At 46.6% G+C, this 20,816-nt stretch carries 14 protein-coding genes; 6 read left to right on the top strand and 8 right to left on the bottom strand.

What is annotated here, in order from left to right; all coding sequences use genetic code 11:
• Positions 1-44: 44 nt before the first annotated feature.
• Positions 45-407 (bottom strand): ATP-dependent Clp protease adapter ClpS, encoded by a 363-nt coding sequence (gene clpS / locus NDI34_RS22355; RefSeq protein ID WP_190414456.1) that lies wholly within the window; start codon positions 405-407, stop codon positions 45-47.
• A gap of 176 nt (positions 408-583) precedes the next feature.
• A complete protein-coding gene (locus tag NDI34_RS22350; RefSeq protein ID WP_348233873.1) occupies positions 584-1,150 on the bottom strand; it encodes a hypothetical protein in 567 nt (188 codons plus the stop codon).
• Positions 1,151-1,300: 150 nt separating this feature from the next.
• Between NDI34_RS22350 and NDI34_RS22345 the strand changes: the two genes are divergently transcribed.
• Positions 1,301-2,314 carry a hypothetical protein gene (locus NDI34_RS22345; protein ID WP_190414458.1) on the top strand — a complete coding sequence of 338 codons (1,014 nt, stop codon included), beginning with the start codon at positions 1,301-1,303 and terminating at the stop codon, positions 2,312-2,314.
• Between the two features lie 52 nt (positions 2,315-2,366).
• On the opposite strand, the gene NDI34_RS22340 is transcribed toward NDI34_RS22345, so the two are convergent.
• Positions 2,367-4,385 carry an FAD-dependent oxidoreductase gene (locus NDI34_RS22340; protein ID WP_190526202.1) on the bottom strand — a complete coding sequence of 673 codons (2,019 nt, stop codon included), beginning with the start codon at positions 4,383-4,385 and terminating at the stop codon, positions 2,367-2,369.
• Positions 4,386-5,174: 789 nt separating this feature from the next.
• Here NDI34_RS22340 and NDI34_RS22335 point away from each other — a divergent pair.
• The 3 genes from NDI34_RS22335 (at position 5,175) to NDI34_RS22325 (ending at position 9,422) form a co-directional block, all read left to right on the top strand.
• Complete coding sequence (locus NDI34_RS22335; RefSeq protein WP_242032506.1) at positions 5,175-5,990, top strand: DUF4142 domain-containing protein; 816 nt, start codon at positions 5,175-5,177, stop codon at positions 5,988-5,990.
• A 260-nt stretch (positions 5,991-6,250) separates the two neighbouring features.
• Positions 6,251-7,585 carry an ATP-binding protein gene (locus NDI34_RS22330; RefSeq protein ID WP_348233872.1) on the top strand — a complete coding sequence of 445 codons (1,335 nt, stop codon included), beginning with the start codon at positions 6,251-6,253 and terminating at the stop codon, positions 7,583-7,585.
• Positions 7,554-9,422: a tetratricopeptide repeat protein gene (locus tag NDI34_RS22325; protein WP_348233871.1), complete on the top strand. Its 1,869-nt coding sequence runs from the start codon at positions 7,554-7,556 to the stop codon at positions 9,420-9,422. The genes NDI34_RS22330 and NDI34_RS22325 overlap by 32 nt, the downstream gene beginning before the upstream one ends.
• A 132-nt stretch (positions 9,423-9,554) precedes the next feature.
• Here the strand turns inward: NDI34_RS22325 and lnt are convergent, their stop codons facing one another.
• The 3 genes from lnt to NDI34_RS22310 all read right to left on the bottom strand — a co-directional run bounded on the left by lnt (position 9,555) and on the right by NDI34_RS22310 (position 15,404).
• Positions 9,555-11,258 carry an apolipoprotein N-acyltransferase gene (lnt, locus tag NDI34_RS22320; protein ID WP_348233870.1) on the bottom strand — a complete coding sequence of 568 codons (1,704 nt, stop codon included), beginning with the start codon at positions 11,256-11,258 and terminating at the stop codon, positions 9,555-9,557.
• Positions 11,259-11,281: 23 nt separating this feature from the next.
• Positions 11,282-13,864, bottom strand: coding sequence for a DNA gyrase subunit A (gene gyrA, locus NDI34_RS22315; RefSeq protein ID WP_348233869.1), 2,583 nt, complete (start codon positions 13,862-13,864; stop codon positions 11,282-11,284).
• 241 nt (positions 13,865-14,105) lie between these two features.
• Positions 14,106-15,404 (bottom strand): chloride channel protein, encoded by a 1,299-nt coding sequence (locus tag NDI34_RS22310; RefSeq protein ID WP_348233868.1) that lies wholly within the window; start codon positions 15,402-15,404, stop codon positions 14,106-14,108.
• A 295-nt stretch (positions 15,405-15,699) separates the two neighbouring features.
• On the opposite strand from NDI34_RS22310, the gene NDI34_RS22305 reads away from it, so the two are divergent.
• On the top strand, positions 15,700-15,918 hold the full coding sequence (locus tag NDI34_RS22305) for a hypothetical protein (protein WP_190526198.1): 219 nt from the start codon (positions 15,700-15,702) through the stop codon (positions 15,916-15,918).
• 75 nt (positions 15,919-15,993) lie between these two features.
• Positions 15,994-16,914, top strand: a complete 921-nt coding sequence (locus NDI34_RS22300; protein ID WP_348233875.1) for a histone deacetylase — start codon at positions 15,994-15,996, stop codon at positions 16,912-16,914.
• 263 nt (positions 16,915-17,177) lie between these two features.
• Here the strand turns inward: NDI34_RS22300 and NDI34_RS22295 are convergent, their stop codons facing one another.
• The gene (locus NDI34_RS22295; RefSeq protein ID WP_190430613.1) at positions 17,178-18,785 is read right to left on the bottom strand and encodes a peptide ligase PGM1-related protein; all 1,608 of its coding nucleotides are present in this window, start codon (positions 18,783-18,785) and stop codon (positions 17,178-17,180) included.
• 234 nt (positions 18,786-19,019) lie between these two features.
• Positions 19,020-20,309: an aminopeptidase P N-terminal domain-containing protein gene (locus tag NDI34_RS22290; protein ID WP_348233867.1), complete on the bottom strand. Its 1,290-nt coding sequence runs from the start codon at positions 20,307-20,309 to the stop codon at positions 19,020-19,022.
• Between the last annotated feature and the right edge of the window lie 507 nt (positions 20,310-20,816).

Genomic DNA, 20,816 nt, shown 5'->3' with positions numbered 1-20,816 from the left:
GTTGAGTTTTGAACTAAGAATGCTAACTCAAACTCATAACTCTTTTAAGCCGCCTCTAGAGGAGCCATTGTCAACCCAGCGCGACTGAGTTGCTCGTGGTAAAGTTCTGCCTGCTCTTGGGGACCCACCCAAACAATCGCTTGACCTTCAAAGTGGATTTGATAGGTGTGTTCCCAAGCGAGATCGCTTGTCATGTCAGGGATATACTTCACCAAACACTCGTGAACGTGTTCAAACGTATTGAAATCATCGTCTAACACGATCACTTTGTAATTAGGATATAACTTGCGGACAACTTGACTAGATCGTTCAGGAGTCTGAACAGGAGCTTGAATCGGTGCAGCGGCGGTCGGTAAAGTTATACCGGAGGCGATCGCGCCAACAGCGGCTGAAAGTCTCCTAGTCATAAGGCAGATTGCGAAAAGACCTTAACAAAATTAATTTACAAGTATTTTGCTCTATTTTAACAATCCTGAATCCCCGAAAGTAACAGGTTAAGTCAGAATCATCTTCGTTTCCTGTGACAACCAAGCAAAACCAGAGCGGGATTTGGTGCAAAGTTTTGGCAAAATGTCAACAAAACCTAGAAACCCTCTACCAGGAATTGTTCAAAGCGTTGTATAAATCCAACCGCCAGCTGTACCAAAGGCCATCCGACCAAACAAATTAAGGCCGAATTGCGAGTGCTGATATCTAACCCTTGGCGGACTGCTACAATCACAGCCAGCAAACTCCAAACGGCTAGCACCCGCTCAAGTGGTTGTCCGAACAAAGGAATCAGCGTTAAGAAATTCAGCACTTGCGGAGCATAGGCAAAGCCAATCGGAATCATCAAATCCCTATAGGTAACGTGATTTGGTTTTCGCCACTCCCCAATCTTCCAAATGGTAAGCGTCCAGAAATAGTAGCCTCCCACAATGCTCATCCCATCAATCAGAAGCGCCAGCAGCATTACGGGCAGCGTTGCCAGGTTAATTAATAAAATAACAGCACTACCCAAAGCATGGGACAGTGCTGCTAAAATCACAATAGTTTGGGCAATTCGATAGGTTTTAGGCGTATTTCGAGCATTTTCATAAAAATTTCCATCTAAAGCAAGTGCATTCCAAAGGGTCGTGCCCAAGCTTATTTTTGATTCCTCGCTGCTCACGTTGAATCCTTACTACTCACGATTGATGACAACTTTGGATAGGATACTGCGTCAGGGATGCCTCAGGGAGCCAATCACCAAAAAAATTCACTTCCTGACCGAAATTAATTGACGTTAAGACAGTAACAGTAAGCAACTAGATATTCTTGAATGCTGCGATTGATTTGGCGGATACTTGTATGGCTTCGAGGGGGAACCTTGAAGCTGTTGCTCCTAGCGGTCTTTATACTCATAATCTGGGGTATTACTTCGCCAGTCGGAACTGTAGTATGGTGGCTGGAACAAGGAGCAGAAACTTTAGGTTTGAAGAAAAACCAAAGCTCGATCTTGCCACCCAACAATGACTCAAATCCTGATGCCAAATCCTCCCCAATCAATTGTTACATTGTGTTTTTGACAGGAGTAGGAGATTTTTCTGCCAATGAATTAACACCGGGGGAAGAAGTCTTTTTAGACCGGATTGTTGAGAGTCATCCTAACTGCGTAGCCGTAGGAGATGTTTTCCCATACTCAGCAGAGAACAAGGGTCTAGGAGGACAGCGGTTATTAAGTCCCGTATGGCACTTTGCGAATCGAAATGGTGGGATGGGAATCGCCAGCGTGCTGATCAAAATCCGCAATCTCTGGCGATTTGCGATTTCCGCCGATCCTCGCTATGGCTCTATTTATAATCAGGGGATTGCCAATGCCATCATCGAGCGGATGAATAGTGGGCAGCCCATTTCCCGTAAAGGGGGTCAACCGCTTGACATCATTCTCGTTGGAACGAGTGGTGGCGTACAAGTTGCCTTGGGTGCGGCTCCCTATCTTAACCAATGGCTAGATACAAAAATCACTATCGTCTCTGTGGGTGGGGTCTTTAATGGGAGGTCGGGCTTTCAGGCGGCTCGTTTCTATCACCTGCGAGGGAGTCGAGACTGGGTTGAGGATCTCGGCGGTATTGTCTTCCCCTCTCGGTGGCTGTGGAACGTGAGTTCCCAATTTAATCAAGCTCGTTTGCAAGGGCATTATTCAGCCCGGAGCAGTGGCTCCCACGCTCACGATGGCCCTGAAGGTTATTTTGGTCTAGAAGTTGCTAAGCCGGAGGACATGACTTATGTAGAGTTAACCCTCCAAGAGGTGAATAAACTTCCTATTTGGTCGCTAGAGAAGCCAGCAAAGTAGTCATTGCGAATCGGGAATGGCTAATTGGATAGCCATTCCCGATTCGCAAATATCATTTCCAATCTTCCCAATTCTGGTTGAAAATTGAGGTGTCTGGAAAGACAGTCGGATTGTTATTCTTATCCAATCGACGTTTCAGCGCTTCTAGTTGTGGTTCGGCGCGTGGCAGTTCATCCACTAGCTGATAAGGCGCGATCGCATTTTCTAAGGCAAAAGCGGCTGTCGTTCCAGCAGCAGCCCCCGCTGACCATTCAAAGGAATGCACTCGATAGGCAGCGGCGGCAATATGACTGGTCGCAATACTTTTCCCTGCCACTAGCATATTGTTGATTTTTTGGGGAATCATCGCTCTGAGAGGGATTTGGAACGGATATGCTTGACCTGCACCCCGTCGTTCACCTTCCCGTTCGGTGTTTCCTGGAGCTTCTGCGGGGCTTTGGGTCATGCAAGGATGGAAGTCAATGGCATAGTGACCAATCCCCACAGCGTCGGGATAGATGGTGGAACGAGTGCGCCGCATGACTTGTTCCGGCGGCTTGGTGCCGCTCAGTACAGACGCTACTTCCAGTCCTGCAAGCGATGCCTGTAGTCTCCGATAGGTATCTGGTGACAATGTTTGACGGTAGTAGTCGTCTTTGTAGTTACGGCGAGAAATATCAATTTCCCAAATGCTAAAACCTTGAGGATAAGCCAAGGTGGGGCGTCCAATAATTCGCCGTCCTTCCCGCATATAAGGATACTTAGATAACCCATGCACCGTTCCCATTGGGGAATCTAACCCACTCAGGTAACGGTTATTGGGTTTCGCCTGCTTAACTCCTGGGCCAAGTTGAGAGTCGGTGGTTCCAGCAACCAGCCAGTGAAAATATCCCAGCGCGTTTTCCTCGCCTTTGCGGAGGGTTTCGGTTCGCAATCCTCCCATCCATTCTCCAGGCTGTAGCTGTCCAGCGGCTTGCAACTGGTCGCGAGTGTAAACTAAGTTATCTTCGGCGTTTCCGGGGCGGTAGTCGTTGCCCCAAGTCCAGTTCTGCATGGAGATGTCGCCGGGAGTGGGCCCCGTATAGGAAAGACCCCCGAATTTGGTTGTTTCTCCAGCTTTAGGACTCCAAATGCGTCGGTAGGTGAAGACTAGCCCAAAGTCCGCTAGTCGCTTTAATTCATAGCTGTAGTAGGGTTCATATTGAGAATAGAACGGTGGCGGGGTATGGGTTTGTGGTTGTTTGGTTGCCTCCATTGCAAAGGTGTAGGTAAAGCCTTGGGTGCAATAGCGATCGCCCTTTTCACTCGACGAAGATGGTTCCAGGTAAGAACGGGGGTCGATACCCAGCCGGTAAGGAACGTCAGCCAGGGCAATCAGTTCGCCGGTCTCTGAGGCGTCAACCACGTACCAATTTGGGGCTGCGGGTGCTGGCTTTTTCGCTGGCTGGGGTACAAAGCGCACAATGCTTTTTTCAAACTGAGGCGAGTTCTCGTAGCGATAAGAATCCTCAATCGTTTGCGATAGCGGCAAGGTGTTGAGAGGGGATGCGCCTTTAGCTGGGCGATGCTGGATAGCGATCGCACCTTGAATCAAATTGCCCGCTTGGTCGATATTCAGTTCTTTGATTACCGTCGAGGGAAACCATTTCAGCTTGCCTCTGCCTCTTTTGGCAGCATCTTGCAATTGGTCGTACAGCAGTTTGTGAGCATCGCGGGGAAGAAAGCAGGATTCACTAACCCAACAATCGCCAGGATTGAGTTCTCCATATTTGCGATTGATTCGCTGTCGCAAGTCCAGGTAGCCGCGAGAATATAACAGCTTTTGCCGTTGGGTAGGGCGTTCATCCAGTGCGGAAGTTCCCTGTGCGGAAATTTGTCCTCCTACCCAGTCGGTAATTTCCGTGAGGCAAACGGTTCGCCCCGCCAATAAGCCTTCGTAGGCAGTCGCCGCACCGGAGAGTCCCCCTCCAACGACCAAGATTTCACACTCCACTGTTTGATCTGGGTTTCTAGGGGGTGCTGCCAAAGCAATTGGAGTGAATGATTCTAGCAATGTTAAGCCTAGAGTCAGGCTAAGGAGCGATCGCTTCATGTTTAGACGTTTCAGCTTCTACGTATATCTAGCTAGCTCTCCGACGCTACCACTCTCAAATTGTTCATTGCAAGCTTTTCTGGCGGCAGTCAGAACAAGCGATCGCTCTAGCCTATCCCGAAGAGGCGATAAATATTACTCTACTCGAATCCCCCTGTTGAATTAGATGGCGATTCAAGTCAGCAGTTGCACTTTTCTATTTAGCTAGCAGTGCAGCTAATTCCCGCTATTGGTAGTGCTTCGGATTTTGATTGCAGTAGCGCTGCGAATAAACCCTAATTTCCTAATGACTCGCTGAATAAGCCTCTACCTAATGAGATGTTTTTAGTTCTGAAAATCCCTTACTTTAGCCTAGTTTTTAATTTCATTATCCTGTATAAAACCGAACAAAAATAGATTGCATTCATTTTTATTCTAAAAAACAAATATCGATCGAGATTTAGTTGAAATTTAGAGCAAGCTAGAGATCGCATCTGATAGACACGGCGCTACAATATGTTTTTTGGAATTTCCAGTGAAGCTACAAAGTAATTTTTAGCAGCAAGTATGGTTTTAAAGAATGAATTGATACGATTAGCTCTCTCGGTAAGCAAACATATCTAAAGAGAGAGGTAGTTGAAGAAAGATTAAGCAGTATTAGTAGATGTATACCTGCTCAGATGTAAATGATCGCTGAGTTGAGAAAAAAAATTTAGTGCATCAAGACTTTCCTGAATTTGTTAGCTCTTTTTTGGCTAACGAACCTACGGTCAGCCCTAGCAAACAAAAGTATTTCCTGGAGATTTAACCATGATGAAACGAACAACAGCAACTGCTGCCCTTGTAGCAGTTGGATTATTTACGTCTCTGGGCTTCTCAGCCGTAGCTCAGACCACCCGCCCCGTAACGCCATCAACCCGACCGGCAACGCCGTCAAACCGACAGGCAACGCCGTCACGCAACAGCCAGTTGACTGCCCTAGATAGGCAGTTTATTATGGACGCCGCCCACGGGGGAATGGCAGAAGTACAACTTGGGCAACTGGCGTTAGAAAAGTCAACCGACCCGAATGTAAAGCAGTTCGCGCAGCAGATGATTCAGGAGCATACACGGGCGAACCAAGAGCTGATGCAGTTAGCAGCTCAGAAGGGAGTCACGCCTCCAACCACTCCGGGGCCAAAGTATGAAGCGGCAATGATGCGGCTTCAGCAGTTGTCTGGAAAGAGCTTCGACCAAGCCTATATGATGGAGGGTGGGCTGAACGGTCACTTGGAAAGTGCCGCAGTGTACCAGCGTCAAGTTGGACTGGGACAAGATCCCGATCTGAAAGCGTTTGCTGGCAGAATCTTGCCAAGGGTGCAGGGTCATTTAGAAATGGCTGCTTCGATGACAGGTGCCAAGGTGGCTGAGACAGACAATGCGATGCCTGGAATGCCTGGAATGTCTGGGATGCAGATGAACCGGGGGACGCAGATGAACCGGGGGATGCAGATGAACCAGGGGACGCAGACAACCCCGAATATGCAGATGAACCGGGGAATGCAGACAACTCCTGGGACGCAAATGACTCCTGGAACACAGACGACCCCGATGCAGATGAACCGTGGGACGCAGATGAACCAGTAACATTGAACCAGTAACATCGGGCAGTACATCCAGCAATACTAAAGAGCAATCGCATTTTCCTTTGGGAGAGCGCGATCGCTCTTTGCTGGATTTTGAGAAGGAGGGAGGCGAAGCGTATGCATACAAGCGCTACTTGCTCATCGCTTTTGTAGATTTTGCTGCAAGACACGATTAGGTTTGAGATGGGACAGAAAATCGCCTAGAATTTGGCTATATGAATTTTTATAGCTCTATTCAGCTACTACAATTAGGCTAACTTGATGACTCCACTTCCTCCCAATCGTACTACGACTCTTAAAGCTGCGTATCGGGTTTGTGATGTACGTCCGCTAGAAGGTGAAAACATCGAGCGATACTATGTTCACCTATCAACGGTACGAAAAACTCAGGCGGTTGAAGATGTTAGTACCATTTTGGACTTTCAAGAAGCTGGCGAATTTACCACACTTTTATTTACAGGGCATAGAGGCTGCGGTAAGAGTACAGAGCTGAGACGCATTAAGAGCCGATGGGAACGTGATTATCGGGTGATTTACTTAGAATCCGATGAAGAAATTGATATTAACGATGCCCGTTATACAGATTTGTATTTGGTGATTATCAAGCTAGTTGAGTATGAATTACGCACTTTGGGTTTAAAGTTTGATGCTCAACTGCTAAATAGCTTTGAGTCCTGGTTTAAAGATATTACTGAAGAGACTGAAACAACTATAGAAAACTCTGTTGGTATAGAAACAACAGCAGAAGCAGGTGCAGAGATTCCTTTTATTGCTAAAGTATTAGCTAAAGTAACTGCTCAAATCAAAGGTTCTGAAAAGAAAAAAATATCAATTAGAGAAGCTCTAGAAAAAGATATTTCTCGCCTCAAAAGTGATATTAATCTTTTGGTTACAGATGGCTATAAAAAATTACGAACTAAATTTCCGCATTCCAAAGGATTTTTAATAATTTTTGACAATCTAGACCGAGTGCCGCCAAATGTTGGCAATCATTTGTTTTTTGACTATGCAGCACAGTTGCAAGAACTACATTGCACAATTATCTACACAGTACCTATTTCTATACTTTATTCAGAAAAAAACCTAAATAACGCTTTCGATAAACCCAACATTGTGCCAATGGTAAATATTTATGAGTTTGAACGCGATCGCGTAGATTTAGACTATAACCAAAAAGCCCTAGACGCGGTTACCAGTTTGATTGAGCATCGAGTCGAAATTGAGGCTGTATTTGAATCCCGCGAACCCTTACTAAATTTGGCAAAAGCCAGCGGTGGTCATGTCCGTCAGTTAATGCAGATGATGCGGACTGCTTGCCAAACGGCTAGCACTCGCGGTCACAATAAAATTACGCTGGAAGATGTCACCTATGCAGTTAAGCAGGAGCAATTTAACTTTGAGCGGGTTATTCCTACAGAACACTATCCTCTCTTAGCTCAAGTGTGCATAAATAAAGATATTAATAAAGATGAGATAGGGCAATTGATGCTGTTTAATACATCTGTTTTAGAATATAACGGCAACAATCGGTGGAATTACGTTAACCCAGTAATTAAGCAAATAGATGCCTTCCAAAAAGCTCTCCAATCTTCTTAATGATTATATAGAGTTATCTGAATTAGATTCAGATGTCGATACATTTATTTCTATAAATCAGCAGCAGTTATCTGAACTGTTGACTTTCCTGGATTTTGCTGAAGGGTTTACAATTGGATTTATAGAGATTAATTTTTATAAAGATTTAGGGACTTTAATAGAAGCACTCAAAAAGCATCATAGATGCGAAGAAATTCAGCTTGAATTACTAAATTTTGACAACCCGGAACTGCGGTTTTTGAGGGATGCAATAATCCAAAAGTTTCCAGATATAAATATTGACTCGGATAAAAAATTAGTTTTAATTTTGCAAGGGTTAGAAAAATCAATTGGGATGTTTGGGGAATACCCCCCCGTGCTACAGGATCTCAACTTTGTTCGAGATGCCTTCACTAAAAGCATCCCTCATCCTATCCTTTTTTGCTTACCAGATTATGCGATTACTCGTTTAGCTAAATTTGCACCTGATTTTTGGGCGTGGAAATCAGGTGTTTTTCATTTTAATACAGTTCAATCTACTAAAGATGATGCTCTTTCCAAAACTCTACAGTCTAAAAAAATCTACGATGAGTTAGAATTGCCTGAAAAACAAGATCGAGTTGATCTGTTACATAGACTTTTGATGGAATATAGCCCTTCTGGTTGTCATGAAACCGAAGATAATTTACAAACTCGGATTGATATTTTGACTCAGTTAGGAGAGGCAAACCGTAGCCAGGATGAATTCACAAAAGCGACAGAATACCTGGAAAAAGCACTTAATTTAGTAAATAAAAATGAGTATTTAAAAAAACAAAAATTGACTGTTCTGTTTCAATTAGGAGTTATCTATGTCAAACAGGGGCAAGTTGAGCAAGGGATGGCTTTCTTCCTGCAATCACTAGAAGTTGCACGGGAAACTGGCGAGCGCGTGTTTGAAGCCATAGTTCTGAATTTTCTGGGCGATGCTTATTCTTTGTTAGAGCAGTACCAACAAGCTATTGAGTCTTATCAGCAGTCTTTAGCAATTGCAAGAGAAATCGGTACTCGCAAAATTGAAGGTATGGCTTTGAATGCTCTGGGCGATGTTTACAATGCTCTAGAGCAGTACCAACAAGCAATTGAGTCTTATCAGCAGTGCTTGGAATTTAGACAGGAAATCGGCGATCGTAAATTTGAAGCCATAACTCTGAGCAATCTGGGCGATGTTTACAATGCTCTAGAGCAGTACCAGCAAGCAATTGGGTCTTATCAGCAGTGCTTGGCAATTGTACGAGAAATCGGCGATCGTAAATTTGAAGCCATAACTCTGAGCAATCTGGGCGATGTTTACAATGCTCTAGAGCAGTACCAGCAAGCAATTGAGTCTTATCAGCAGTGCTTGGCAATTAGACAGGAAATCGGCGATCGTAAATTTGAAGCCATAACTCTGAGCAATCTGGGCGATGTTTACAATGCCCTAGAGCAGTACCAGCAAGCAATTGAGTCTTATCAGCAGTGTCTGAAAATAACACAGGAAATTGGTGAGCGCCAGCTTGAAGCCGTAGCTGTGCATACTCTGGGTTATATTTACATTTTCTCAAAGCAATATCAACAGGCAATTGAGTTTTATCAGCAGGCTCTTAAATGTTGGAATTACCTGCGTGAAGAGGAATTTCAAGCATTAGCTTTGATGAACATAGGGCAGTTATTAGCATATACTCAAAAAAATTTTATTACAGCCTTAACCTACTTGCAGGAATCTTTAGCAGTTTTTCAACAACTCACTTCTCCAAATGCAGAGAAGGTTAGGCAAATGATTGCTGATGTGCAGCAGATGGCGGAGAATCAGGGCAATTCTACAAGCGATGATAAGTAAAGTTGAAGAAGTAGGCTATTACTCTATATCTGCAATATTTTTTAAGCCAGAGAATCTGGATCTACACCGAGCGATCGCTATTCTTTATGAGTACACTAAGCGAAAAGTAAACGGGTAGCGGTAGGGTTGCCATCATCTTCCCCGCTGATTATCTCGCCAGAAGATAGTGAAGAACCAAGCGATCGCTCCCAACACCAACAAAACGGGTGTTAACCAATCGCCCCAACGCACATATAAAGTCTGTGTTTGTCGTCGATAAATTGTGGCTACGTGTAGCTGGTAAGTATTCATTTTAGATATCCACAAGGTTCTCCCGTGAGGATCTATCACGCCAGAAAATCCAGTATTCGTAGCGCGGACAGCCCAGCGATCGCTTTCGATTGCCCGCATCAAATCTTGAGCGTGATGCTGAGCCATCATTGAAGAGGTGTAATGGGCATCATTAGACGCTGTGAGGATAAATTCCCCACCCGCAGCCGCCTGACGCCGGAACAGTTCAGGAAAGGCGGAATCATAGCAAATACCCACAATGGCGCGTCCAAAGGGTGTATCAAATATTTGATTTGTTTTGCCAGGAATTAAGTGAGCATCGAGAGGAGAAAGTTTATCAATTAGTTTCCCTAAAACTTTTTCAAAGGGAATAAATTCCCCTAAAGGCACTAACTTGGTTTTGTCGTAGCGACTAAAAGTTTCACCAGTACCCGTAATCGTATAAAGACTATTTGTATAATCATTTCCCTCTTCCCCAAAGGTTCCTACCCAAGCAACTACACCTTTATCCAAAATTGCTTGTAAGAAAGAATCTCGAATCCAACTGGGTTGCGTCCATTGGACGGGTAATGCTGTTTCTGGTATTAAAACAGCATCAACTCCCTCGTCCGCTAAAGTTTTGTAGCCGCTGGTATAGCCTTCGATTGCACGACGCCAGCCAATCGGATCGAATTTGAGTTTATTGGGAATATTTCCTTGAATAATTCCTACTTTTAATGCAGTTTGGGGAGGTTGAATCAAGGGACGGCTATACAGCCCAAATCCGATTAGATGTAACGCTACTAATAACCCAGCCGCAATGCTTAAATAACCTGGATGAAGAACGAACCGCCCTAGCGAAGCCATGCGCGTTAGCGCTTTAGGCGCAAAGGACGCAGAGGAAGGAGTGGAAAAATCTGTTTCTTCTCTATATCTTATGTGTTTTTTGCGGTTAATCCATGCTTCAGCAATTAAGCCATTAACGACTACAATTGCTGCGGTTACTGTGTTAGGGCCAGAGATTTGACCGAGGTGTAAAATAGCTAGGTTGTGAGGACTTTGGGTATAAGAAAGGGAAGTCCACCATAGCGATCCAGAAGCCCAAAGACTTTCAAGTCCGCACCACAAACCAACGCCAATCAAAAGACGAAGTAAGGATGAAGAAGTTTTGCTTTCTGGCTTGCAGAGGAAAGCCAGAACAGCCGCCCAAATTGCAACTAATACGGCTCCCCAAAGGGTGATGAAAGTCCAACAAAAGAATGCGATCGCTAAACTTGCCAGCCAGGGAACCCCTAACCACGTCATCGGGTGAATCCCGGTAATCCAAGATAAAGCAACGCCGTGATAGCCAATCCCCCACGCTAAACCAATTAAAAAGGGAGAATTAAAACTTAAAAATGAAGAAGTTTCTCCTCCTTTTTTAAGTTTCAATTCTCCCTTTTTAAGGATTAAAATCCACAGAGGGGCTAAGGCAATCCAAGCTAGGGGCCATGCTTGGATAGGAGCTGTTGTCACCCCCATCAAGATGCCACCTACCAGAGAAATTAAAAATGCAGAATTAAAAATTAAAAAAGGTAGTTTCTTCATTTTTAATTTTGCATTTTTAATTTTTAATTCTCTACTTCTTCCTCATCATCAGTCGAGTCAGTCGAGTCAGTCGAGGGGGGTACTAAGGCAACAGCAGCGATCGCATCATCTTCATCCAGGCGTTGCACCCGGACTCCAGTCGCCATCCGGGATTGCAGGGAAATCGCATCGGTTGCTTGACGGATGATAATGCCTCGGTTCGTCACCATCATTAGCTCATCGCCTTCATTGATTACCCGCAATGCTGCGAGTCGATCCTTCGGCTTCCGGAACTTCGTCGCGACTAACCCCATCCCGGCTCGATTTTGCAGGCGGAATTGGGAAACCGGGATTCGCTTACCGTATCCACCCATTGTAATCGCCAACACCCACGGCCCTTGACCATTGGTGATAGGGGCGTCTTCACTGGTTGCTTCCAATGCTTCCGCTGCTTCCGACTCCTCACTCTCGACGATCTTCGCAACCACTTGACTTGGCAAGATATCCATGCTGATCAATTCATCCGCATTGCGGAGAGCCATTGCCCGGACTCCTCGCGTGGCGCGACCGAGGGGCCGCAGTTGCTCGTGATTGGTTCTAAAGTGAATTGCCATTCCTTGTCGCGATCCGATGATGATGCTATCATCGGCTCTCGCTCTTCGCACCCACCGCAACTGGTCGCCTTCTTCCAGGGAAATCGCAATCAAGCCATTTGCCCGAATATTGCCGAAAGCAGACAGTTCTGTCTTTTTGATGTAACCACCCTTGGTCAGCATCACCAGATATTCATCGCTGGTAAACTCTGTAACCGGCACGATGGAGGTGATTTTCTCGTCTCGCGGAATGGGCAGCATTTGCACAATTGGGATACCCCGTGCTGTGCGAGACGAGGCTGGGATTTGGTACGCTTTGAGGCAGTAAACGACACCGCGATCGCTAAAAAATAGAACGCTATCGTGGTCGCAGCAGGTGAGGAAATGCTCAACGCCATCATCCTCTTTCATGCCAGTGCCTTTCTTCCCTCTCGTATTGCGGCTTTGCGCCTCGAAAGTGTTGACTGGCATCCGTTTGATATAACCCTGCTCTGTTAGCAGAATTAAGGCTTTTTCGTTGGCAATTAAATCGGTGTCATCAATCTCACCTTCCGCGTGTTCGATGGTGGTTCGTCGCGGTGTTGCGAAGGTGGTTTTGATTTGCGACACTTCATTTTCAATGATTTCCAGGATGCGACTTTTGTTCGCCAAAATATCCTGCAAATCAGCAATTTGCGCTTGTAACTCTTCGTGTTCTAAGCGAATTTTTTCAGCTTCCAGTGCTGTCAGGCGTCGCAACTGCATCTGCAAAATCGCATCCGCTTGCGACTCAGACAACCCGTAAGTCTCCATCATTTCCGCTTTAGCGGTTGGGGTGTCGGCGGCTCTGCGGATTAGCTCAATCATTGCATCCAGGTGCAACAGGGCAATCAGCAGCCCTTGCAGCATATGGTCTCGCTCTTCTGCTTTCCGCAATTCGTAGCGGGTGCGACGGGTGATGCACTCAATCCGGAAATCTAGGAAAACGGTGAGGAATTTCTTGATACTGAGTAACTGGGGTTCCCCATTTACCAGCGCCAGCATATTCGCCCCAAAGTTTGCTTGGATGGGGGTTTGCTTGTAGAGGTTATTCAGGACAACGCGGGGATAAGCGTCTCGCCGGAGTTCTACGACAATCCGCATTCCATCGCGATCGCTTTCATCCCGAATATCAGCAATTCCCTCCAGCCTCTTCTCATTCACCATTTCGGCAATTTTCTCAATCAGCGCCGCCTTATTCGTTTGGTAAGGCAACTGAGTGATAATGATTGCTTCCCGGTCAGGACGCCCCCGATGTTCAATGGTTTCTATCTGGGCAACACCCCGCATTGTAATCGAACCGCGCCCAGTCGTATAGGCTTCCTTAATCCCAGAAACTCCCAGGATTTGCCCCCCTGTCGGAAAGTCTGGGCCAGGAATATACTGCATCAACTCCAGGTCAGTAATCTCTGGATTGTGGATCAAGGCGATCAATCCAGAGATTAACTCTCCCAGATTGTGCGGGGGAATGTTCGTTGCCATTCCCACGGCAATCCCCGAAGAACCATTGAGCAACATCTGGGGAATGCGTGCGGGTAATACCAGCGGTTCTTGCTGGGAACCATCGAAGTTATCCCCAAAATCTACTGTTTCCGCTTCAATATCCTGGAGGAGGGCAACCCCTGTGAGGGCTTGCAAGCGGCATTCGGTGTATCGCATTGCCGCTGGTGGATCGTTGTCCACCGAGCCGAAGTTGCCGTGTCCGTTAATCAGCGGGTCGCGCATGGAAAAATCCTGCGCCATCCGCACTAGGGCGTCGTATACCGCTGTATCACCGTGAGGATGGTATTTACCCAGCACTTCCCCCACCACACGGGCACATTTGCGGAAAGGTCGATCGTGGGTAAGACCCAGCTCATTCATGGCGTAGAGAATCCGCCGGTGTACGGGTTTCAGACCATCCCTAGCGTCTGGGAGTGCCCTACCAACAATTACGCTCATCGCGTATTCCAGGTAAGACCGGGACATCTCGCTCCCTAAATCCGTGGGGATAATCCGCTCCGGGGAAGTGGTCATACTGTGAAAAAGCTCCAAAAGTATAGAAAAATGGCAGATAATATGCAAAGGCTTGCAATAACTTCCGCCTTAATTCCAAATAATGACAAATTCTATTAAAATTTTATCACATTTTGGTCTTTCTGGGTCGTTAGTTCCGGCTTAATTCCTAATGATTAATGGCGAATCGTTTGTGGCTAGTAATCCGTTTTGCTATTCGCCCCAAACCATCCAGAATTAATAATCTTTTAACTGACTTTGGTTACTCAGCGATCGCTTCTTGCTGCGTTTTGAGTTGAGCCGTAATCAGAGGTGCTTTGGGAGCCAGAAAAAAGCCAATCAAACTGGCAAACAAGACAGGCGTTAACGGACTGATGTTCGTTAGTTTCGTCAACAGTAAAGTCGTACTTACGGGCGTCCGCGTTACTGATGCATTAAAAGCCGCCATAACGCAAATCATGGCAAGGGCAGGATTCAGTCCCGGAATCAATAGAGCGATCGCTTTGCCGATACAAGCACCCGTGAAAAAGATCGGGATAATAAACCCACCCCGCCAACCACCCGTGACTGTGATGGAAATCGCCACCATTTTTGCAATTGCTAGCGTTAACAAGAAAGCCATTGAAAAATCATGCTCAAGGACTTCTGCTAACTCTTCGTGTCCAAAATAACGGGTGAGGGGGAAAAGAGTCGCTAAAATGCCCAATCCTAAACCAGCAAAAGTCGTCCGTACATAAATGGGGCCGGGAATTCGAGCCAAAAGGCGATCGCATCCTCGAAAAATGCTCATGAACAGCCATCCGGCTATGGCTCCAATCACTCCGTACAGGATCGCCATCGCAAAATCATCAATGTTGTCGAGGGTGTACTGGGGAAAATGCCAAGTTGGGGCAATCCCCAGTTTGGTAATTGCCGCAAAAACTAGATAACTCGCGCAACTCGCCACAATTGCTGGCAGAATTGCTTCGTAATACTCCAAAACGTGTTGATGATGCAAAATCTCTAAGGCGAACATGGCACCGCCCAGAGGTGCGCCAAATAAAGCAGTGAAGCCCGCCGCCATCGCCGCTAAACTCATCGATCGCAGGTCTTCTCCCTGCAAATCTAAGCGGTCAGCGACCCAAGTTCCCAAAGAGCCGGTGACTTGTACCAGCGGTGCTTCTGGGCCAGCACTGCCCCCAGCCGAGATGCTCAATAGGGACGCCAGAATCATCGAGGGATTTTTGGTCGCATCCAGGCGTCCGCCGCGAAAGTGGATATTATCAACAAGTACGGCAATTTCACCGGGATTCCCTAGAAAATAAATCACCAAGCCGATTAGCAACCCGGCAAGTGGCATCACCAGCAGTAGAGTCGGCCCTTCAACCCGGTTAAGGATGTGAATCAAGAACTCCAGAACGTTCCAGTACAACCCAGCGAATAAGCCACAAGCAGTACCGAGAACCGTCCAGCGTAAGACCCAGCGTGAAATCATCAGAGGATTTCGCTTTGCCAAGCCAAAAAGTTGAGGAAATCTCCAGCGTTGAGTGCGATCGGGGGGGTTGGGCTTTTTTGGTGACACTGCTATTTCCTCGCTATTGCAGGTAAAAGAGTTTTCTCCTCCGCCCAGACTCCGCAATCGGGCGTAAAAGTTATACTTTTTTATTCATAAATTGAATCATAAGATACAAAATTTTGAGGTTAGTTATGAACAACTTATCTACGCGATAAGTTTCTGTTGGATGATCCAGGAGAAGCGAGAGAGGACGGATAAGGCAGACGGCATTTTAAAATTTAAGCCTCAAGACAGTGTATGTCTCCCCACGGAGGAGTTTAAGCTGAGTCACGGACAGTTAAACCTATTTGGGTAAATATATATGAGCGCTGAACAAGTTTCTCAAGATGAAGAGATGAACGAACAAGAAGAAGCACTAGACCCAGAAGTGAAAGAAGCGATCGCTAAGATCAAACAGCCTCCGTCAATCAACGAAACTCTGTTGAATGTAGAGCCAGGTGAACTGAAGAATAACCCGGCGGTGGCACCTCAAATGTACAACGAAGGTGAAGATTTGAGGGATGATTTGAAACGGGATTAAGCAAGGTGCAGATAATGCCAGAAAGCATTGATGCTGCCTATGATTGATCCTGGTGTTGCCAACCTTTCTCGGACTATGCTGCCTGTAATCTACTCAGATGAGTTTCTCGATCACGACACGGGTCGATCCCACCCAGAACGACCCGCACGCCTGACGGCAATTGTGAACGCTTTAAAAGCTGCGCCTTGGGCAGCTCAAATTGAATGGCAGCTGCCAACGCCAGTAGAGAACCGTGCGATCGCGCCGATTTTACAACAAGTCCACACTCAACAACACATTGAGAAAGTCCGGCAGATTGCCCAGAATGGTGGCGGATATTTGGATGGTGGCGATACCCTCGTTTCCCCTCGGAGTTACGATGTGGCAATGCTTGCAGCCAGCGCGTGGCTGGATGGGGTAGATCGCGTCCTCGCTACCAATAACCCAGCTTTTGTGCTGGCACGTCCCCCCGGACACCATGCAGAACGCAATTATGGCATGGGGTTTTGTTTATTTTCCAATGCAGCGATCGCAGCCTACTATGCCCTCGAACAACCCAGCATCAATCGCGTTGCTATCCTCGACTGGGATGTTCATCACGGCAACGGCACGCAAAATATTGTAGAAACCCACCCCCAAATTGCCTACTGTTCCTTGCATCAATCTCCTTGCTATCCCGGCACCGGACAAGCTTCCGAACGCGGTATCCACAACAATGTGCTGAATTTCCCCATGTTTCCTGGCAGCACAATCACTGAATACCAACCGCTTTTTGAGCAGAAGATTGTACCCTTTTTAACCAATTTTCAGCCAGATTTGCTGATAGTCAGTGCTGGTTATGACGCGAATGCAGATGACCCATTAGCTAGTATTAACCTGCAACCGCAAGATTATGGGTTATTTACCGATTATTGTCTGCAAGTAACTCGTCGCATTGTTTTTGGTCTTGAGGGCGGTTATGACCTCTCATCATTAGCGAAATCTGTTCTATCAACGATTGAGCGATGTTTAGTATAGGCTTTTGGCGCTCAGTTTTTGCCGCTTAAAATAGGGCTGAGGGTTGAGGACTGAGGACTGAGTAACTAATCGTTTAAAGCACTATTATTTAGCGATCAAGAAAAAAGAGTTGTTTCTATTCTGGCGCAGCCCAAAGAAATTCTCGTGTGATTATTTCCAGTCTCAATGGCGTTAAGGAAATATACTTAGTCCTTGCTTTGCACTGCAACGCTTAACATCACTTTTATCTGAGTCAGTCAAGCGTTGCGCTAGCTCCAAACTCTTTAACTCTTTCCACTCCAAGCAATCGGAGGGCTGGGATAGGATGCCGAATAAGAAGCACTAGGGCGAGTTTTCGTTTCTTCGTCTAGGACTTTCACAACTTTGTTGTAAATTTCTTCTGCCTGTTGCAGAGAATCACCAATACTGGTTAATCCCAGCTTGCCGAACTCGGAAAGACAACCCATGAGATGGAAAACGGTGCCGGTTTCTGTACTGGTATCAAAGTGCAGCCGTTGGTGGGCAATAATATCCATCAAATCATTCGGCAACAGCCCTACATAACGTTCTTTTTGGAGGTTGTCGGTAGCAACATAGTATTTTGGGCGACCTTGTTGGCTGTAGAACAAACCCGTGGAACTGTCATAGCGACCGTTGGTTAAAAACTTGAGGGTCATAAACGGGTGGGTCGTCCCGCCCTTCCGCAAATTGATTTCAATCGCTTGGATGTCCCACTGCTCGCCAGATTTTTCGGGGTGATGACAGGCGATAAAGTCCACCCCAAAGCGTTCTAAAGCTCCTTTTTTTGCCAAATTTCGCCCCACACGCAATCCTAAGTCCTGCAAGCGCAGGCGGTAAGCTTCATCGGCGGGGAAGTTGCAACCGAGATAAATCTGACCATCTGGGCCACCCAGAATTTGGTCGTGCGTGGAGAGAATTTCTACCTCTCCATTGGGGTCAATGCGACCTTGAACGCTAGGCGATCGCTTATGCTCTCCTTCAATAAAAGCTTCTACAATTGCCCCTAACTCTGGGATACGGCTGGAAAAATTTTCCCAAGTTTCTGCCTTGGCTTGAAAGCTTAAGGAGGAAAAGCGATCGCTAATCGCGGCAACCCTTTCGGCATGGGAGGCTTCTCCGGGTGCCACATTTTTGATTGGTCTGAGATCCAGTAGCGCATTCCCCTCGCCGGAAAATCCTTCATTGAGTTTGACAACCATCCGCTTTAACTGCGGTTGGCGTTCCCACAATTCGGCTGCTGCTACGCCCAAGTCTTCTGCATTCCAGACACTGTCGCTGCCATCGGGATGAGGAACCCCACACTCGGCAAAGATTTTCCGGCTGCCGCTTTTGGTGCCCCAGGTGAGTAAATCGGGGTCGAGCGCCAGAAGGGGAATGCCCATCTGTACTGCCAAATCTCGCTCTAGCAAGGTCGAGTTATAGCAGATCATGTAAGATTTTTCGGGGCGCAAGGCTTGCCGCATCCGCTCCATCAAGCGAGGGCGCTCTAAAATCTTCTGAGTGAGAGGTTTGGCTGAGGAATCGTAGGTAGAAAATAGTAACAAGCGATCGCGAGCATGAGAAAACGGAATTCCTGGCAACAGCTGCAAGTAGTAATCAATCACAATTGGCGGTAACGGCTGTGAAGTTACATAAATCAGCCGCGTGCGCGGGTGTCGCAGGCGAATTAAAGAAAAGAGCAGCCGCTCTTCATAATTGAGAAAGCCCTGAATTTTAAGTAGTTCCCGCTGGTCAAGGCTGACCGAAGGAATCACTAAAATATCGTAGTCATCGCTGTCGAACAAATCGACTCCCTGCCAGCGATCGCGCAGTTGGGCTTGAAGCAGTTGAAACTGCTCCGCCTGCTTAGAGGAATTCTCTACACCTTGCATTACCATAGACCTCCGCCTTGCTCCCAACGCTGCCCCTATCAGCGATTTTACCCAGATAAGGGGGAAAATATGGGCTTTGCGACACAAAACTGTAATTCTGCTTGACTGATGGCGCGAGTTGGAAACAAACAAACAGATTCCGCCTCGGCTGTTTCCAAAAAAAAGATACCCTCACTAAACCCGTAGATTTGAGGATAATGAGGGATTTTGATGAAGTTTAAAGTTTAATCCAATCTACTTGGGAACCCCCGCCGTCAGTACCTCATGTCCTGATTCAGTAACTAACACATCATCTTCAATGCGGATACCAATCCCACGCCACCTGTCATTAATTGCAGGTTGCCCCTCGGCTGGTTCTACATCCAGTCCAATATATAGACCCGGTTCCACTGTTAGCACATGACCGGGTTGCAAACTCTGCCAAACTTCTTCCCCGTGCTTATAAACACCAGCATCGTGGACATCTAAACCCAGCCAATGTCCGGTGCGGTGCATATAAAAGGGTTTATATTTCTCCTCTTTGATAATTTCTTCAATATCACCCGCCAGAAGTCCCACATCGATTAAACCTTCGACCAAAACACGCACTGCCGTGTCGTGACCTAAGTTGTAGGGATTTCCGGGTTGAACTTGCGCGATCGCCTGTAACTGCGCTTCTAATACAATGTCGTAAAGTATCTTCTGCTCTGTCGTAAACTTGCCCCCGACCGGAAATGTGCGCGTGATGTCGCCGTTGTAGTAGTCGTAGCAACAACCCGCATCAATCAGCAGTAACTCGTTATCCTGCATCTGCCGATTATTCTCAATGTAGTGCAGCACGCAAGCATTCGCGCCAGAGGCAACAATTGAGGGATAAGCTGGCCCCATTCCACCCCGTTTTCGGAAGATGTGTTCTATCTCCGCCTGCACTTCGTACTCGTAACGCCCCGGTTGAGCGAATTCTCGCGCCCAGTTGTGAGCTTCTGCCGAGATGTCAGCCGCACGACGCATCAATTCTATCTCGGCTGGACTCTTCACCAGTCGCATCCCGTGAAGCACCGGATTGGTGTCTTCAATCGCAATGGGTCCCGTACCCCGCTTGGGATAACCCGCCATCAACCGCTGCCAGTGGGTGAGGATAGTCTCATTGAAAGCGCGATCGCGTCCCAAATGATAATAAATCCGGTCGGCTTTTTCTAAATACTGAGGTAGTTTCTCATTTAGTTCTGCAATCGGGTAAGCTTCATCCGCCCCATAGAATTCTTTTGCCTTTTCTACCCCGACGCGATATCCTGTCCAAACTTCCTTATCTCGTTCCTTCGGCTGGACAAACAATACAAATCGGTGTTCTGCATGGTGGGGCGCTAAAACTGCCACCGCCTCTGGTTCGTTAAATCCAGTTAAGTAATAAAAATCACTATCCTGCCGAAAAGTGTACTCAACATCGTTGTGCATGACAGCCACTGGGGCACTCCGAAAGATGGCAGTGCCGTTGCCAATTTTCGCCATCAACTGCTCGCGACGCGCTGCGTATTCTGCTTGCATAATCTCAACTACGTATCTTTGTTCTTCTAAGTGGTCGAGTTCTAAGTGGTCGAGTCAGTCGAATTGACCAATATATTTTCAAGGTTATACTATTAGAGATTTGGTAACAAATCTTCATAGGGTGTAATCGAATACAGTTCAAATTAAAATTTTCTGAATTTTAGGGATTTTTACAGGGAGTTAGCTGCGCGATCGCTAATGACTGGATTCGACGGAACCATGCTCCCGATCGACTCTTGCATCTATTAAATGAGAACAAAAATATTTCAGATAACAAAAAAACCGCTTCCATCTCGCCTAGCAATTTTACAAACGAATGATAGAGGCAACTATGACTCGCTTCCCCCTTCAAGAACAAGATGAAGTCACAGATTTAAAGGTCAAAACAGTATATAACCTGAGTTCGGGATAAGGAGGGGACAAGCGAGTAAGCTAAAAGTCATCACACAACAGCTTTACAGGCTCGTCCCATGCTTAGTCTAGAAGAACTTTTTTGCTCTGTCGATG

The sequence above is a fragment of the Trichocoleus sp. DQ-U1 genome (genome assembly GCF_039961925.1).
Taxonomy (GTDB): Bacteria; Cyanobacteriota; Cyanobacteriia; order Cyanobacteriales; family FACHB-T130; genus FACHB-T130.
The sequence above is the reverse complement of the archived record's forward strand: the minus strand, read 5'-3'. Positions and strand labels throughout refer to the sequence as shown.